This window comes from Pantoea sp. LMR881, from assembly GCF_027157825.1.
Taxonomy (GTDB): Bacteria; Pseudomonadota; Gammaproteobacteria; order Enterobacterales; family Enterobacteriaceae; genus Pantoea; species Pantoea haifensis.
In genome coordinates, this window is the sequence record NZ_JAPVOK010000002.1 from 778,216 (window position 1) to 795,560 (window position 17,345).

Below are 17,345 nucleotides of genomic sequence, written 5' to 3' on the forward strand. Positions count from 1 at the left end.
GTGAAATCGGCAGATAGCGTCTAAAGTTGTTCGGGTGGTCAATGCGTTACGCGAGACCGCCTTTTCGGACAAGGAGAACAACCGATGCTAAAAACTGAGGTAAGCGCCACTGAACGGCGTTACGGTTATGCGCCGCTGCTGCTGACGCTGTTATTGAGCGTGCCTGCTTTTACCGCCCATGCCGACGATAATTCCCGCATGCTGAGCAACCAGCCGCAGCCGCCCGATGTACGATTAGGCCCGCTATTCAATGCGGTGCAACAGGCGAAATTTTATCCCGACCAAAAAACCTTTGCTGATGCGCTGCCAAAATATGATCCCTCTTCTATTCTTGCCGACTGGCAGATGCAGAAGAATCAGGGCAGCTTCGACCTGAAACGTTTCGTAACGGCAAACTTCACTCTGCCGCCTGAAATGGAAAAATATGTGCCGCCTGCCGGACAGAATCTGCGCGATCATATCGATGGGCTGTGGCCCGTCCTGACACGTACCGCAAAAAGCGCCGGACAGTATGATTCGCTGCTGCAATTGCCTAAGCCTTACGTCGTGCCTGGCGGCCGTTTCCGTGAGATTTACTACTGGGACAGCTACTTTACGATGCTCGGCCTGGCTGAGAGCGGCCACTGGGATCGCGTCCAGGATATGGTCGATAACTTCGCCTCGCTGCTCGATCGCTACGGCCACATTCCTAACGGCAACCGCAGCTACTATTTAAGCCGTTCACAGCCGCCTTTCTTTAGCCTGATGGTGGATTTGCTGGCGACCCACGACGGTGGTAAAGCCTATACCCGTTATCTGCCACAGCTACAAAAAAGAGTACGATTACTGGATGGCAGACAGCAACACCGTTGCAGCGGGCAACGCCAGCAAACGTGTCATTAAACTCGCCGACGGTACGCTGCTTAATCGCTACTGGGATGCGCGTGATGTGCCGCGCACTGAATCCTGGATGGATGATATTAATACCGCGAAAAAAGCGCCGCAGCGTGATAAAGCGGAGCTCTATCGCGAACTGCGTTCAGGCGCAGCTTCGGGCTGGGATTTTAGCTCGCGCTGGTTTACCGATGCGCAAAATCTGGCCACGATTCGCACCACCCAAATGGCACCGGTCGACCTCAACAGCCTGCTGTTCCACCTCGAAAAAGTGTTGTCGAAAAGCTATCAGCTCAATAAGCAGGACGATATGGCGAAGCAGTATGCCGATCGCGCCGAGAAGCGTCAGGCAGCAATCAACCGTTATCTGTGGAACAGCCAGCAAGGCTGGTACGCCGATTATGACTGGAAGAAAAAGCAGGTACATCCACAGTTGACCGCTGCGGCGCTGTTCCCGCTTTACCTGCAGGTTGCCAGCGATAAGCAGGCTGACAGCACAGCCAGTGCGGTTGAGAAGCAGTTGCTGAAACCCGGCGGCCTGGTGACCACGACAGTGAACAACGGTCAGCAGTGGGATGCGCCAAACGGCTGGGCACCGTTGCAGTGGGTGGCCGTTGAAGGTCTGGAGCATTACAACAAACCTCAGCTGGCTCAGCAGGTGGGTGTACGCTTCCTGCGAAACGTACAAACCACCTATGACAAAGAGCACAAGCTGGTTGAAAAATATGTGGTTGAAGGTAAAAACCTCGGCGGCGGCGGTGGCGGCGAATATCCATTACAGGACGGCTTCGGCTGGACGAATGGCGTAACGCTGATGCTGCTCGACAAATATTGTCCAAAGGACAAAACCTGTAACAGCGCCCACGATATTCCGCAGACCACAACCTCCGTGCAATGATCCTGTTCCGATACTGCTGCCTCTTTGTGGCAGTATCGGTTCATTTCTCTTGACTTCCCTTCACTCACAGGCAAAATTGCAACATTTTTAACAAATGGTAATAATTCTCAATATTAAAACGAGAATCTTTATCGATTGTTAACATTGTTCGCTTAACTGAACTGAAAGGACCGTCAATGAAATTGCCTTTCCCGTTAACACGCTGCGCAGGCGTATGTGCGCTGGCGCTTGCTGCACCATCCCTGGTTTTTGCGGCTGAAACCCTTGTCGTCACGGCTCAACCCCAGGAGAGTGCCGACTCACCCACCCAGGATTATCGCGTAACGACCAGCCAGGGCTCGACAAAAAGCGATCGTCCATTACTGACAACACCACAATCGGTGTCAGTGATCACGCGACAGCAAATTCAGGATCAGGGCGCGCTCGATCTCAATCAGGCACTGAATTACACACCCGGCGTTTTTACTAACTTTGCTGGTGCCGCTACCCGTTATGACACTCTTTCGCTGCGAGGCTTCCACGGCGGCGATGTGGATAACACGTTCCTCGACGGTTTACGGGTGATGAGTGACGGCGGCAGCTTTAACGTGTTACAGGTCGATAACTGGTTTCTGGAACGTATTGATGTCATCAAAGGCCCCTCTTCTGCACTTTACGGCCAGACTGTGCCAGGCGGGCTGGTCAATATGACAACCCGACGTCCCCGGTTCAGCGAGGAAGGTCACTTTCAGCTTTCAGCGGGCACGAATGCCACCACCAACGCGGCTTTTGATTACACCTCTGCCCTCAACGAACAGTGGGCATTTCGCCTGACCGGTATCACGCGCAACAGCGACACGCAGTACGATCATACCCGTGAAGAGAAATATGCGTTGATGCCGCAACTGCTGTGGCAGCCAACGGAAGATACCCACCTCATTCTCAGAGCCTATCTGCAAAAAGATCCTTCTGGTGGCTATCACGGCTCGGTACCCGGTGACGGTAGCATTACTGAACACAACGGCTACAAACTGAGTAACGGTTTTTACGAGGGCAACAGCGACCTCGACCAGTTCAAACGACACGAACAGATCTACAGTTACGATTTCTCACATCAATTCAACGATATCTGGTCGTTTTCATCTCTCGGCAGCTACAGCCATTCTAACGTCGATCTCGATCAGGTTTATCAAACTGGCTGGGATGCGGTAAATCCCGATGTGTTGAATCGTTATTATTCAGGTGAACGCTCTTCACTAACGGCCTGGGCAACAGATAACCGCTTGCAGGCGAGTTTCACTACCGGCGAACTGGAACATCGCGTCAGCATTGGCGCGGAATATCATCGCTATAAAAATGATATCAGTAACGCAGGCGGGGCCGCGAATCAGCTCAACGCACTGACCGGTGAACAGGTGGGCATCATGCCCACTTACTCGTGGAGCGAAAAAACCCGGCGCTATTATCAGACCGGTTTCTATCTGCAAGATGAGATAACGCTGGATCGCTGGCATCTGGATCTGTCGGGGCGTTACGATCGGATTGTAGCGGACAACAGCGGCAGCGATCGCCGTCAGGATGATCACGTTAGCGGACGAGCGGCGCTGCTCTATGCCTTCGATAATGGCTTATCCCCCTACTTCAGCTGGAGCCAGGCGATTACGCCAACGGCCCTTACCGATGCAAACAATAATTTGCTGAAACCCACCACAGCCGAACAGTACGAAGCCGGGATAAAATACCAGCCCACAGGCACGCGCGACCTGTATACGCTGGCGCTCTATGACCTGACACAAAAGGATGTCTCTAACCGCGATGTGCTTACTGCAACCTATACGCCTTCTGGCAAAGTGCATTCACAAGGGATTGAACTTGAAGCGCATAATCAAATCACCCCGCGCCTGAGTACCCTTGCAGGCTACACGCTGAATCACCTGCGTTTTAAGGACTCGGTGGATGGCAACGACGGCCATACCCCTTACGTAACGCCAAACAGCATGGCCTCGTTCTGGGGCTATTATCGGTTTGATTACGGTCTGAGCGCGGGTGCCGGTGTGCGTTACATCGGCAAACAGTGGGCCGACAATGAAAACACCACACGTCTGCCTTCCGTTACGCTGTTTGATGCATCCGTTCGCGCTGATTTAGCGACCTGGGACAGCCGTCTCAAAGGGGCATGGATTCAGGTCAATGCCAACAACCTGACCGATCGTAAATACGTTGCGGCCTGTTATGGTACGGGCTATTGCTACTGGGGTGCGGAGCGTTCGGTGATGGCTACAGTAGGTTACGATTTTTAATCGCTGAGCAGTAAAAAGGGGACGAATCTTCGTCCCCTTTTTTATCGAACACGTATCGTTAACTTCGTACTTTACGATAGATAAACAGCACCACAATGGCACCAATTACCGCCACAACGAAGCTACCGAAGTTGAAACCGTCTACGCGGCCAAAGCCAAACAGGGTACTGATCCAGCCACCGACGACTGCACCAATGATGCCCAGCACGATGGTAAGAATAAAACCGCCGCCATCTTTACCCGGCATGATCCATTTAGCGAGAATACCGGCGATTAACCCAAAGATGATCCATGAAATAATACCCATTGACTGCTCCTTTCATTTTTTGGTTACTTTGCGATCGCCTGATTAATCAAGCGGTTTACCGCAATAAGTATAGACAGGGTTTTCAATTCTGCTTGGTGGGTCACAGTAAAAAAAAAGTGTTAGTCTGGTAAAGATTTGGGGACCTGTGCCGATAACGCACAGGTGGCAAAGGAAAAAGAAAAGATGATGATGCAATCATTTGGAGCCAAAAGTGAAAGAAGCCGATAAAGAACACTATCTCAAACGTGGCACGCTGGCTGTCCTGGGTGTGATGAAGGATTTGCTGCGCTTTCAGACACCCATAATGGTGAGTTTTTCACGGGGACAGTTTATCAGCCGTATGCTTGCGGCGGATGAAGATCGCATTCTGTTCGATCTGGGCAGTAACAATCTGGATAACGACTACGCGCTTCAATGCAATGAGATCGCTATTTCTGCTGAGACACAAGGCGCAAAAGTTGAATTCAGTCTGGATTCGCTGGAACGGGTAGAATTCGAAGGATTACCGGCTTTCAGTGCTGCACTTCCAGATCTGCTGTGGCAAATTCAGCGCCGGGAATTTTTCCGCATTAATGCCCCGCTTGAGCCGCAGTTTTGGTGTCACAGTGAATGGCCAGACGGTAAGAAAACACGTTTTCGCCTGCAAGATTTGTCCCTGGGCGGTATCGGGGTGCTGGTGGATGAGTCGCTCCCTGAAGATTTGAAAAGCGGAGACAGTTTTAAAAAGTTACGTGTAGAGCTGGGCGAATATGGGCAGTTTGAGGTGGGCGCTACGCTGCTGCATATCGGTGAGCGCAGCGTCGTCACCAGTAAAAATGAAACCCGCGTGACGCCACGCCTGAGCTTCCGGTTTACCCGCATTGAACCGCAACAGGAGCGTCAGTTACAGCAGGTGATCTTTGCTCTGGAACGACTGGCTCGCGACAAAGCAAATCGTTTTCAATAAGTTCCTTTTTGGATGCGCCACACATATCCGGCGCATCCAGGCTATGCTTCTGCTTGCTTCATTCCTAAAACCGGATCCCAGCAAGGAGAGACTCCCCAATGGAAAACTGGCTTTCATCACGTCGTTTTCAGTCAATTTTTTTAATCAGGATTTTTGGATAAACAGCGCAATTGTCGTCGTGGCCACGCTGGTGATTTACTGGCTGCTGCGCACGCTTATTCGTTTTATCTCCAACCGCGTCGCTCACTACAGCGAACATCGTCATGTGCGCGCCACGGCTATTCTGGTTGAGATTCTCCGCAGCACCAGCCAGACGCTGCTGATGATTTTTTCACTGCTGATCGCGCTGAAATTTATTGATCTTCCTGACGCCTGGCGCGTTACGATTTCCCACGGCTGGTTCCTGGCCTTCATTGTTCAGTTAGCCTTGTGGATTGACTGTGGCATTCGCTTATGGCTGCAAAATTTGTTACGCGATCCGCTTCATGTGCGTAACCCCGTCACCATGGTCATTCTCGGCATTTTGCTGCGTATCGTGGTATGGGTCATGATGGTGCTCGCCATTCTGTCCAATATGGGCATTAACATTACCGCACTGGTTGCCAGCTTAGGCGTCGGCGGTATTGCCATCGCTCTGGCTATTCAAACGGTGTTGAGCGATGTGTTTGCCTCACTGGCGATTGGTTTAGATCGCCCGTTTGAGCACGGCGATTTTGTGGTGTTTGGCGATATTGCCGGTTCAATCGAACACATCGGGTTGAAAACCACCCGCATACGTAGCCTGAGCGGTGAACAGATCGTCTGCTCTAATACCATTATGTTGCAGCAAACTATCCATAACTATAAGCGTATGCAGCAGCGCCGCATTGTGTTTAAGTTTGGTATCAGCTATGCCACGCCGTCAGAAAAAGTGCGTGAAATCAGTGGACTGGTAAAAGATATTATTCAGAGCATTGAGCTGACGCGATTTGACCGCGCCCATTTCCTGGCTTTTGAAGATTCGAAGTTGTCGTTTGAGGTGGTTTATATCGTGCTCGACGCTGACTACAACAAATATATGGATATTCAGCAGGAGATTAATTTACGGCTTATGGCGGAATTAGAAGCACGTGATATCCGCTTCGCCTTCCCGATCCGTCAGGTTGAGTTCAGTGGCGGTAACTTCCCAACCGTGGATTTAAAAGCGGTGGCGAATGAGTAGTTAACATCGTCCCAGCCTTTCCCGTTTGCAGGAGAAGGCTGGGATGAGGATCTTTACATCATCCCCGTTGTTGATGGTGATAACAATTTACCCCTAAATAATTGCTGAAGGCTTCCTGAAGTACCGCGGCGGTAGCAGAGTGATTCATCGCCACGTGGTGTTCAAAGCCGTTGCGGCAAATCCACGCCAGTAATGTTTCCAGTTGGGGAACCTGAATCACAGCACGACAGCCCACCGTATCAAGCGGATCGTCTACTGATCTCCCCTCTCCCACATAGGCTTTAATCTCCCCGCTGAAATCATCGGTAGAGAGGCGAAAATAGGTCAAATCACCGCTTTTCATTCGTCCATGTACCGCGCCACAGGTATTTTCTTTACCTACCGTAGTGCCAATGATATCGGCTGTCCCCATGGTCGGCGAGTCCAGACTGGCGCTGGCAAAGTTACCGCAGTGAAACAGTACGCATTTATCGCGATCGTCGCCGAAATTGTTATTCCAGTCCGCCAGAGAAGCGGGACTCAGGGAACAACTGGCCAGCGCATACATCGAAAGCGCCCCCATCACGTCAACTTCACAGGCGCTTGGCATCAGTTGACCTGACATCACGCTCATGATTGAACAGACGTTAATGCCAAGGTTTTCCTGTAACGATGTCCAGCATTGAATCGCTGTGGTATCAATATCGTTGTCATTTACCCATTCGCTGATCACCACAAACAGTTTTGCCATGGTTTGCAGCTTTTCAGACGGAATAGCGCGCGCATCCGCATTGGCTTCCAGAATGTCACGCTTTTCAGCCACGCGAATATCATCATCACGCAGATGTTTGATACGACTGAATATCTCTGAAAGATCGAGCGTTTCCACCGCAATACCCATTTTTTCCAACAGCTTTTCGCTGTAACGCACGGTGTTGAATCCCGCCGGGCGGGCACCTATCGCCCCGACGCGCACCCGACGCATGGCGTTGACGACGCGACATAACTGGGCGAATCGCTGAAGATCCTGCATGAACAATTCGCCACTTAAGGCGCATACGTGCTGGGTAGTTAAGGTGAAGGGAATGCCATATTGCCGCAGGTTATTGCACAGCGAAATCTTGCCGCAGAAGCTATCCCGGCGCGTTGCCAGTCCCATCTTGTCGAGATTATCTTGCTCCGCCTGCACTAATACCGGCACATTTAACCCGGAAAGGCGAATCGCTTCGGCGATAGCTTTCTCATCGCCAAAATTCGGCAACAGCACCACAATGCCATGGATCGCGTCACGATGCTGGCGGAACAGCGCCGCACAGACTTTTGCCTCCTGGCGCGTTTCGACACCGCCCAGACTGGTTTGTGACTCATTGAGCATCACGGTGTTGATATTCAGTTTTTCAAACAGCGCCACCGCCTGCTGGCGCGCCTCACCAACCAGATAGCTGGGAAAAAAGCCCCGGTTACCAATAATAATGCCGAACGTTAACTGCTCAGGAAGTTTTGACATTGCTCTGCTCCGAAAAGTTATTGTGGCTGATAACGGCAACGGGCAACCGCGTCGAGCCAGCCTTTATAGTTTTCCTGCATGGTCTGCGCATGTTGTTCACGCGGCATAATGACGCTACCACCTTGCAGCGCCTGCATTTCACTGCCCTGCTGCCACCAGCCCAATACTTTTCCCGCCAGCAAGGCAGCGCCAAGCGCCGAAACTTCGGCGGTGGGCACGCGCTGAAGGGGACGCTGCAACACATCCGCCTGCAACTGCATTAGCCAGCTGTTTTCTGTGGCGCTGCCGTCAACACACAGCGCAGGAAGCTGCTGACCACTGGCTTCTTCCATGGCAAAAAATACATCGGCAATTTGAAAAGTAACCGACTCCAGCGCCACGCGCGCTAATACGGCCGGTGTGGCGGCGTCGGTCAGCCCACAGACCAGGCCACGCGCTTTGAGATCCCACCAGGGCGCGCCAAGACCTGACAGCGCCGGGACAAAATAGATGCCCTGATTGTCTGAGGTGCTTTCCGCCAGCGCGGTCAGTTGCCGTGGGTCATGAATACCGAGCATTTTTCCCAGCCAGGCCGCCCCGGAACCGGTATGGGTAATGTTGCCTTCGAACGCAAAGCGAAGCTGACCGTCATGCCAAGCCACGGTGGTACTCAGACCATTTTCCGTCATCAGCGGCATGGCCATTGACATCATCAGCGATGAGCCTGTGCCATAGGTGGCCTTGACCACTTCGGCATCGCCACGTCGTTGGGCCTGCAACGCGGCATGCGAGTCGCCGATACGCGCCAAAATTGGCGTGCCGGGGGCTAAGCCTGGAATATCATCGACCTTCACTACGCCTTGCTCGCTGGCCGATGAGGTAATAACGGGAAGAGCGGCTCGTGGCAGATGAAACAGCGCCAGCAGTTCATCGTCCCAGTCGTGGGTGTGTAAACTGTAAAGCTGGGTGCGTGCGGCATTGGCATGATCGGTGACGAAACTGGTCCCCGCGGTTAATTGCCAGGTGAGCCAGCTGTCAACCGTGCCGATACATAACTCGCCTGCGGCCGCACGCGATGCGCCATCCGGGATCGCCGCCAGCATCCCGGTGAGTTTGGCGGCGGGAAACATCGGATCAACCGCAAGCCCGGTCAGGCCAGTAATACGTGGCGCTTTGCCCGCCTGATGCAGCTCGCGGCAAAAAGCTTCAGAGCGGCGATCCTGCCAGCTCACCAGCGGGGTCAGGGGTTTGCCGTCACGGCGTTGCCAAATCAGTACCGATTCACGCTGGTTGCTGATCGCCACGGCTGTCACGGTTGCGCCCTGACATTGTGCCAGACACTGAATAGTCGCCTGTTTCACTGCCAGCCAAATGGCCAGTGGATCCTGCTCTGCCAGTCCCGGATGCGGATGTTCCAGCGTCAGGCTCTGACTTCCACGCGCCACGACACGGCCCTGACGATCAACCGCAATGGCTTTCGCGTTGGTGGTGCCTTCATCAATTGCCAAGATCAGCGGTTCCCTCATGTTGACGCTCCTGTGCAGATGCGCACTGCACTGTTGACGACGCTGGCGGCATCAATGCCGTGATGCGCCCGGGTTGACGCGCGATCGCCTGCAATCGCGTATTCTCCGTCCGGGATCCCCAGGCGTAAGAGTGGAATGCCACAGCCGCCTTCAGCTAAGACTTCCGCGACCAGGCTGCCGACACCTCCGCTAACGTTATGCTCTTCAAGGGTAATGACGGCTGGATAGTGATTTAACAGGTTGCGCAGCTGTTGGGTATCACAAGGTCGAATCGATGGAATGGCGATCACACCGGCTGAAATATCTTGTTCAGCCAGTTGCATCGCCGCGTTAACCGCCTCGTGAACTGTTGAGCCCATCGCCACCAGCGCAATATCATGACCTGCACGCAGTGGGTCGATTTGGCCCGGTTTAAACCGGTAGTTCTCATCATGCAGCTGCGGCAGATCTTTACCATCAAGGCGAATGTAAACCGGCCCCTGATGTTCCAGTGCATAATCAATAATTTGCCGACATTCGAGTGGGCAGGAAGGCGCATAGATTTCAATGTTACCGAAGCCGCGCATCACAGCGATATCATCAATACTGTGATGGGTGCTGGCGAGTGGGCCGTAGCTGGCCCCGGCATTCAGACCAAACAACTTAACGTTGGTATTGTTGTAGCAGACATCCACTTTCACCTGTTCGTTGGCACGCGAGACCAGGAACGGCGCGGCGTTACAGGTCACAGCGACCTTTCCGGCTAATGCCAGTCCGGCGGCTGTGCCCACCAGGGTTTGTTCCGCGATACCGACATTCACCAGGCGGTCGGGGAACGCCTTAATAAAGGGAGCTATTTTGGCAGTTGAGGTGGAATCGGCAACCACTGGTATCAAATCGATCCCGCGATTTACGGCATCAATGAACGCCGTCACCATCACATTTGCCAGATGTTGTGCATTACTCATCTTTTAACTCCTCCATTGCCAGGTCGATCTCGTCTCCTTTGGGTACGCGGTGATGCCATTCGGGTTTACTCTGAATAAAGGAGATGCCGAACCCTTTTTCGGTATGCGCCACAATCACCTGCGGCTTACCGGTTTTAGGCAGGTTTTCGATCGTCCCGACGACCGATGCCATGTCATTGCCGCTGCATTCAGTGACCTCCAGCCCAAAAGCACGCCATTTTTGCGGCAGCGGATCGGAGTTCATGATTTCCTGCGTGGTGCCAGCCAGTTGCAGTTTGTTTTTGTCGTTAATGATGATCAGGTTATCGAGGCCGTAATGGGCAGCCACCAGCGCCGCTTCCCAGTTACTGCCTTCAGCCAGTTCGCCATCGCCGGTGACCACAAAAATGCGGCGCGTGCTGTTATCTTTTTTCGCCGCGATCGCGATGCCCACTGCGACTGGCAAACCGTGTCCCAGTGCGCCCGTATTAAGCTCAACGCCCGGCGTTTTTTGCCGGACCGGATGACCCGGTAAGTGAGAATCGGCATGCTGGTAGGTTGGCAACCAGTCAACAGGGAAATAGCCCGCTTCGGCCAGCACGCAGTAATAGCCGCCAACGGCGTGGCCTTTCGACTGAATATAAATATCCCGCTGATCGTCTTCGGTGCGATCCGGTGCGCAATTAAGGATGCGGAAATAGAGCGCGGTCAAAATATCCACCTGTGACAGATCGGCCCCCGTATGGCCGCCAGCCGGACTACCTGCATTCAGCAGAATAATGCGACGGCGAACAGCGCGTGCCTTGCGCTGCAACGCATCCACCGAAAGATTAAAAGGATTCATACTCCACCCCTGAATTTTAAATCGCTTTCGAATATATATTCATAACAGTGAAAAAAAGGGGTCACTGCTCCCTGTGCTGCTTAACGTCCGTTGAAGAGATTAGGGCTTCGTTTCACTCTCCTCAATCAGGGCTTTCTGAGCGACTACCGCCGCTTTCTGCTGCATACGGTTTTGCGTCTGATCAATGATGACGGCAATAATGATCACGATGCCTTTGATCACCATTTGCCAGAACTCACTGACACCCATCATGATCAAGCCATCCGCCAGAAAACCAATGACGAATGCGCCAACCAGCGTGCCCAGAATGGTGCCGCGTCCGCCAGCTAATGAGGTGCCGCCTAATACCACCGCCGCAATGGCGTTCATCTCAAACGCTGTACCGTTAGCCGGATGGCTCGCCACCAGTTGCGACGACACCACAATGCCTGCAATCGCGGCGCAAAAACCGGAAAGCGTATACACCAGAATTTTGACCTGTTTGGTTTTCACCCCTGAAAGTTCAGCGGCTCGTTCATTATCGCCAATCGCGTAAACCTGGCGGCCAAACGGCAGTCGACGGGCAATGTAGGCGATAATCAGCGCCAGCACGATCATCATCCAGATGGCGTAAGGCAAACCGAGAAAATTGCCTGCACCAATTTTGTCAAAACCGGTATTACCGAGTTGGGGATTACCCTGTAAGCCTGGAAAAGTTTCGCCGCCTGAGGTGAGCATTGCTGCGCCCCGCAGGATATACATAGTGCCAAGCGTGCAAATAAACGGCGCGACGTTGTAACGGGTGATGATCCAGCCGTTACCGGCACCAATGAGCGCGCCAGTCAGCAACACAATCGGCACAATCAGCCAGACGCTGGGAAAGATAGCGATGCCAAACATCGGCAGCACAATGCCTTTGGTGATCAGCCAACCGGCGATCATGCCGCATAATCCGAGCGTGGCACCGATCGAAAGATCGATACCGGCGGTAATAATCACAAAGGTGATGCCCAGCGCCAAAAAAGCATTGATAGCAATGTGCTTAACCATAATCACCATGCTGCCAAGCGCGAGGAAATCCGGGACGGTAATGGAGAAAAAGCCGACAATTAAAATCAACGCAATAAAAGTGCGCAGCTTCAATAGCAGCAACAGAAAACCTTCACGTGAGTTAAACGCTTTCGCGGGTTGCGTAGCCAGCGCCACTGCCTGATGTGATTTCATGCCTAAAACCCCTGCGCACTTGCTTTGACCAGTGCTGATTCTTCCGCCTGAGCGCGCGGAATATCAGCGGTAAGTTTGCCGCCGGACATCACCAGAATGCGGTCAGCCACGGCCATAATTTCTTTGAGATCGGAGGTTGAAAACAGCACCGCAATACCCTGCTGCGATAGTTTTACCATCATGCGAAACACTTCTGCCTTTGCGCCCACATCAATGCCGCGACTTGGCTCATCCAGCAGCAACAGGCGTGGATTCGTCAGCAATGAGCGTCCAATGACCACTTTCTGCTGGTTGCCGCCACTCAGGGCGCTGATTGCAACCTCCGGCGAGGAGACTTTGATAGCCAGATTGCCCACCGTGCTGGCAACTGCCTGCTGCTCTTCCTGCTGGGCAATGGCGAAGCGATGCGTCAAACGCCGCCATAAGCTGGCGATTGTGAGGTTGGTCGCTACCGAAGAGACCGGAAAAATGCCGGCACGTTTGCGATCTTCCGGTACCAGGCTCATCCCCATACGGATCCGTTCCGCAGTAGGCAAACGAGTGGGTAGCGGCTTGCTGTCGAGCCAAATTTTGCCGAGATAATTGCGTTCACTGCCCAGCAGGCATTCAAACAATTCTGTGCGGCCCGCGCCCATCAGACCGTAAATACCGACGATTTCACCCGCCCGCACCTGAAAGCTGACATCATCCACCAGCGTGTTGCCGTTTGGACTGACGCAGGTGATGTGCTGCACCTCAAGCATCGGCGCGCCAACGTCGCGCTCTTCCGGCAAAAAAATTAGCCACCGGTTCACTGCCCAGCATTTCGCGCACGATCCACGGCACGTCAATGTCGCTGACTTTTGCTTCCGCCTGAAAACGACCATCGCGCAGGATCGTGATTACGTCACCAATCGCCATCAGCTCTTCCAGCCGGTGTGAGATATAGATGATCGAAACCCCTTGCCGCGTCAGTTCACGAATGACGCGAAACAGAATTTCCACTTCCGTTTTACTCAGCGCCGATGTTGGTTCGTCGAGAATCAAAATATCGGCGTCTTCAGCCAGCGCCCTGGCAATCTCAACCAGTTGCTGTTGCCCCACTTTCAGATTACCGACGCGCTCTTTTGGGGATATTTGTTGATCGAGGCGCTGCATCAGCGCGGCGGTGCGCCGCGCCTGTTCCGCTTCGTTGATTGGCCACAGGCCCTTCTGGATTTCGCGCCCTAAAAACAGATTTTCTGCCACCGACAGGTTTTCAAACAGATTGAGTTCCTGATGCACCATACCAATACCGTGACGGGCAGCATCGCGCGTGCTGTGCAGCACCACTTTTTCCCCGTTGAGCGTCAGCTCGCCACGGGTAGGCTGCTGAACGCCGGCAAGAATCTTCATCAGGGTGGATTTTCCGGCTCCGTTTTCGCCAATAATGACGTTGACTTTGCCGCGCCAGACGCGGTAATCGACCCGATCCAGCGCCAGCGTGCCGGGAAACAGCATCGTTATCGCGGATGCCTGAAGAATAATGTCATCGTGCATTAGGGTGTCCCCTGTTTCAGCTCGACCGCCACAACATCATCAACACGACCCTGTTCCATCGTGACCGCCAGTAGCGCCTGCACCGGTTTGTTGATCCAGCTGGCGTCCACGGCTGGCAGTTGCTTCACCGCATGGCGGTTCAACGCTTTGGTTAGCTGCGCGTACTGCACCTGATTAGTGAACTCTTCGAAGCGGAAACCCGCAGCATCACGAATAGCATTGCTGCGTATCACCGGGCCTACACTGACAGCGACCGGCTTACCATTAATGGTCAGAGTCAGCGTGCGTTCGCGGTTGTTGCTGTCATTGAAGGCACTCACGGTGCCGCTGGCACGCACAAAGACACTTTCATTGGTGCCTGCTTTTACCGTCTGGCTTTTTGTCTCCATATCAGCCCAGCTCAGCGCATGATCGTTTGCCGTTGTCACCACCCGGGATTGCCAGTTCTCCTCCGCTATTTGCTGCGGGGTTTGACGGGTATAGCTCGGTTTGGCGTTGGGATCTTTGGGTATTACTGGCTTACCCTCTGCGTCCAAATCCACAACGGTGCAGGCGCTCAGTAACATCAGCGTCACTGCGCCCATTACAGCCTGCATTCGCTTCATGCGCTCTCCGCTCTAGTTAGCCAGTTTGAAGTTTTTCAGTTTGGCGGCGTTACTGTCATCAATCAGCACGCAATCCATGAGCTGCTTCTCCTCTTTTGCGCTTTGCCGTTTGTCAGGTAGTAATCCGCCTGGGTGACCGCCATTTGCGCCTGATCCCAACCGGGTTGCAGCACCGTCGCTTTGATATTGCCTTTGTTGAGAATGGAGTCACGCGTGTAGTCGCTGCCATCGAAGCCGACCACAATCACCTTTGTTTTTCCGGCGGCTTTCAGCGCCGCTTCCGCGCCGAGTGCCATGGTGTCGTTACCGGAGATCACGCCCACAATGTTGGGATTTTTTTGCAGGATGGTTTCCATACGGCTGAACGCTTCGGTCTGGCTCCAGTTGGCACTCTGCTGGGCAACCATTTTCATGTCGCTGTAATCATCCAGCACGTCGTGATAGCCCTGTGAACGCACCCCGGCATTGGTGTCAGACTCTTTGCCCAGCAGTTCAACGTAGTCGCCTTTTCCTCCCAGCAATTTGGCGAATTTTTCTGCACCCAGCTGTGCGCCCTGATAGTTATTGGAAACAATCTGCGCCACCGCAACGCCGGTTTTGTTAATTTCACGGTCAATCAAAAAAGTGGGGATGCCAGCATCTTTGGCTTTTTGCACGGGTCCAACGGTGGCATCCGCGCCAGCGTTATCAAGGATGATGGCTTTTGCTTTACGGGCAATTGCCGTTTCAATGAGCTGGTTCTGTTTGTTTACGTCATCATCGTGTGAAGCCACCAGCGTGGTGTAGCCCAACTCTTTCGCCCTGGCTAAGGCGCCATCCGCTTCAGCTTTGAAAAACGGGTTATCGTGTGAAGGAGTGATAATCGCCAGCAAGCCTTTGTCTGCGGCGAGCGAAGCGGCTGAAAATGCCATCATTGAAGCCAGTAGGGTAATTTTGACGAGAGGTGCGTTCATCGGTTATTCTCCGCTTGAATAAATATTCAAATGCGACTTTATATTCAAACTGACTATGCACTCGCCTTTGAATGCCGTCCAATGCCCGATGATTAAAAAGCGAAAACGATCACAATTTGTCCGACATTGTGATTTTTAGCGCCTTAGTGAACAATACCGGTCAGAATCAGAGAGGGAAAATGAATGGCTAAACAGGACGAACAACGGCTCATGGTGAAGATCGCCACGCTTTACTATGCCGAAGGGATGAAACAGTCAGCGATAGCGGAATCGCTGAAACTGTCGCAATCTTTTGTTTCACGCATTCTGAATCGCAGCGTGAAAGAAGGTGTGGTCAAAATTAGCGTGGTGCCCCCGGCTAATGTGTTTCCCGAGCTGGAAAAAGCGATCGAGCAAACCTATAACCTGCCGCAGGCCATTGTGGTTGATGTCCCGGACAATGCATCGGCACTGCAAATTAAACAGGCGATTGGTTCGGCAGCAGCCCATTATCTGGAAACGCGCTTGCGCAGTGATGAATTGATCGGCATTTCTTCCTGGAGCGGGACGATTCGCGCCATGGTCGATGCGCTGCATCCGCTGAATGCGTCCTGTAAAGGTGTGATTCAGCTGCTGGGCGGTGTCGGTGCCAACGGCAATGTGCAGGCCACCATTTTAACGCAGAATCTGGCCGCCCTGTTGAATTGTCCGGCCTGGCTGTTGCCTTCACAGTCTATTGAGCACTCGGTCAGCGATCGCCAGCGCCTGTCGGCCAATGTCGAAGTAGCAGAAGTATTGCGCAAGTTTGATGAAGTCAGCCTGGCGATTGTCGGAATCGGGGATTTAGAGCCGTCGGCGCTGCTGCGTAATTCTGGCAATTACTATGACGAGAATATGTTACGCACGCTGGCCGGACGCGGCGCAGTGGGTGATATCTGTCTGCGCTACTTTGATGCCACAGGTGAGCCGGTTCTCAGGGCCGATGAAGATCCGGTGATAGGCATGGAGTTAGCCCAGGTGAAACAGTGCCCGCAGGTGGTGGCGCTGGCAGGTGGCAAAGACAAAGCCCATGCAATCCGCGGCGCGCTTCGCGGCGGTTATGTCAAGGTGTTGATAGTGGATTATCCCACTGCGCGTTTGCTGCTGGATTGATTGTGCGCGCTGTCCGGGCAGCGCGCTAAGAACACAATTTTAAATCGTGCGGTACGCCGTGGTCACTTTCCACAAGTAACGCGGCGCCTGTGCAGCAGGATGTTTCTTCTGTACATGCTGATAAAACTCATCCGGCGACATGGCATTGATCATCGCAATCGCCCGATCGCGATCGCGCGAAAAAGTACGCAGCAGCGCACCCGCCCCATTGGCATACGAAACAATGGTTGCATAGCGCAGGGTTAATGGATCGCGAATACCGGCCAGCGCGGACGCCTGTAAAATCTTCAGGTAAGCCGTACCAATATCGATATTTTTGGCCGGATCACGCAGCTCAGCAATGGATGGCTGACCGCGGCGCCCCTGGGTGCGGTACACTTCGCGGCCCGCCGTTGACGCTTTAATCTGCATCAAGCCCACCGCATTTGAGCGGCTGATGGCCGTTGGATTTCCACCGGATTCGACACTAATAATGGCGCTGATAAGTTTCTCATCAACACCATAATGACTGGCAGCATCTTCGGTGAATAGCGCCCAGGCATCATTCACACTGGAGGGGGAGCCTGCGTGAGTGGTGTATTTTTTTCAACATGCGGTTGAGGGGTTCGCTGGCGCAGCCGGTCAGTAATAAGGCTGATAGCATAAAGTGGCGAATTTTCAGCAATTTTTC

General features: G+C 53.2%; 10 protein-coding genes and 5 pseudogenes. 5 read left to right on the plus strand and 10 right to left on the minus strand.

The window, feature by feature from the left end; genetic code table 11:
• Positions 1–84: 84 nt before the first annotated feature.
• Positions 85–1,771 (plus strand): annotated as a pseudogene (treA, locus tag O3W44_RS05465) (alpha,alpha-trehalase TreA).
• 176 nt (positions 1,772–1,947) lie between these two features.
• The gene (locus O3W44_RS05470) at positions 1,948–4,050 is read left to right on the plus strand and encodes a TonB-dependent siderophore receptor (protein ID WP_269292276.1); all 2,103 of its coding nucleotides are present in this window, start codon (positions 1,948–1,950) and stop codon (positions 4,048–4,050) included.
• Positions 4,051–4,108: 58 nt separating this feature from the next.
• Here O3W44_RS05470 and O3W44_RS05475 read toward each other — a convergent pair whose 3' ends face one another.
• A complete protein-coding gene (locus tag O3W44_RS05475) occupies positions 4,109–4,357 on the minus strand; it encodes a GlsB/YeaQ/YmgE family stress response membrane protein (RefSeq protein ID WP_269292277.1) in 249 nt (82 codons plus the stop codon).
• Positions 4,358–4,568: 211 nt separating this feature from the next.
• Between O3W44_RS05475 and O3W44_RS05480 the strand changes: the two genes are divergently transcribed.
• The gene (locus O3W44_RS05480) at positions 4,569–5,303 is read left to right on the plus strand and encodes a flagellar brake protein (protein ID WP_269292278.1); all 735 of its coding nucleotides are present in this window, start codon (positions 4,569–4,571) and stop codon (positions 5,301–5,303) included.
• Between the two features lie 98 nt (positions 5,304–5,401).
• A pseudogene (locus O3W44_RS05485) lies at positions 5,402–6,504 on the plus strand (mechanosensitive ion channel family protein).
• A 58-nt stretch (positions 6,505–6,562) separates the two neighbouring features.
• Here the strand turns inward: O3W44_RS05485 and O3W44_RS05490 are convergent.
• The 8 genes and pseudogenes from O3W44_RS05490 to O3W44_RS05525 form a co-directional block, all read right to left on the minus strand.
• Positions 6,563–7,990 carry an L-fucose/L-arabinose isomerase family protein gene (locus O3W44_RS05490; protein WP_269292280.1) on the minus strand — a complete coding sequence of 476 codons (1,428 nt, stop codon included), beginning with the start codon at positions 7,988–7,990 and terminating at the stop codon, positions 6,563–6,565.
• Between the two features lie 17 nt (positions 7,991–8,007).
• On the minus strand, positions 8,008–9,495 hold the full coding sequence (locus O3W44_RS05495) for an FGGY family carbohydrate kinase (RefSeq protein ID WP_269292281.1): 1,488 nt from the start codon (positions 9,493–9,495) through the stop codon (positions 8,008–8,010).
• Positions 9,492–10,442 carry a transketolase family protein gene (locus O3W44_RS05500; RefSeq protein WP_269292283.1) on the minus strand — a complete coding sequence of 317 codons (951 nt, stop codon included), beginning with the start codon at positions 10,440–10,442 and terminating at the stop codon, positions 9,492–9,494. The genes O3W44_RS05495 and O3W44_RS05500 overlap by 4 nt, the downstream gene beginning before the upstream one ends.
• Positions 10,435–11,265: a transketolase gene (locus O3W44_RS05505; protein ID WP_269292285.1), complete on the minus strand. Its 831-nt coding sequence runs from the start codon at positions 11,263–11,265 to the stop codon at positions 10,435–10,437. The genes O3W44_RS05500 and O3W44_RS05505 overlap by 8 nt, the downstream gene beginning before the upstream one ends.
• Positions 11,266–11,364: 99 nt before the next feature.
• Positions 11,365–12,468, minus strand: a complete 1,104-nt coding sequence (locus O3W44_RS05510) for an ABC transporter permease (RefSeq protein ID WP_269292286.1) — start codon at positions 12,466–12,468, stop codon at positions 11,365–11,367.
• A gap of 2 nt (positions 12,469–12,470) precedes the next feature.
• Positions 12,471–13,986 (minus strand): annotated as a pseudogene (locus O3W44_RS05515) (sugar ABC transporter ATP-binding protein).
• A complete protein-coding gene (locus O3W44_RS05520) occupies positions 13,986–14,591 on the minus strand; it encodes a DUF2291 family protein (RefSeq protein ID WP_269292287.1) in 606 nt (201 codons plus the stop codon). The pseudogene O3W44_RS05515 and the gene O3W44_RS05520 overlap by 1 nt, the downstream one beginning before the upstream one ends.
• Before the next feature lie 12 nt (positions 14,592–14,603).
• Positions 14,604–15,544: pseudogene (locus O3W44_RS05525) on the minus strand (D-ribose ABC transporter substrate-binding protein).
• A 183-nt stretch (positions 15,545–15,727) separates the two neighbouring features.
• Here O3W44_RS05525 and O3W44_RS05530 point away from each other — a divergent pair.
• On the plus strand, positions 15,728–16,675 hold the full coding sequence (locus O3W44_RS05530) for a sugar-binding transcriptional regulator (protein WP_269292288.1): 948 nt from the start codon (positions 15,728–15,730) through the stop codon (positions 16,673–16,675).
• A gap of 39 nt (positions 16,676–16,714) precedes the next feature.
• Here the strand turns inward: O3W44_RS05530 and emtA are convergent.
• Positions 16,715–17,339 (minus strand): annotated as a pseudogene (emtA, locus tag O3W44_RS05535) (membrane-bound lytic murein transglycosylase EmtA).
• Positions 17,340–17,345 lie beyond the last annotated feature (6 nt).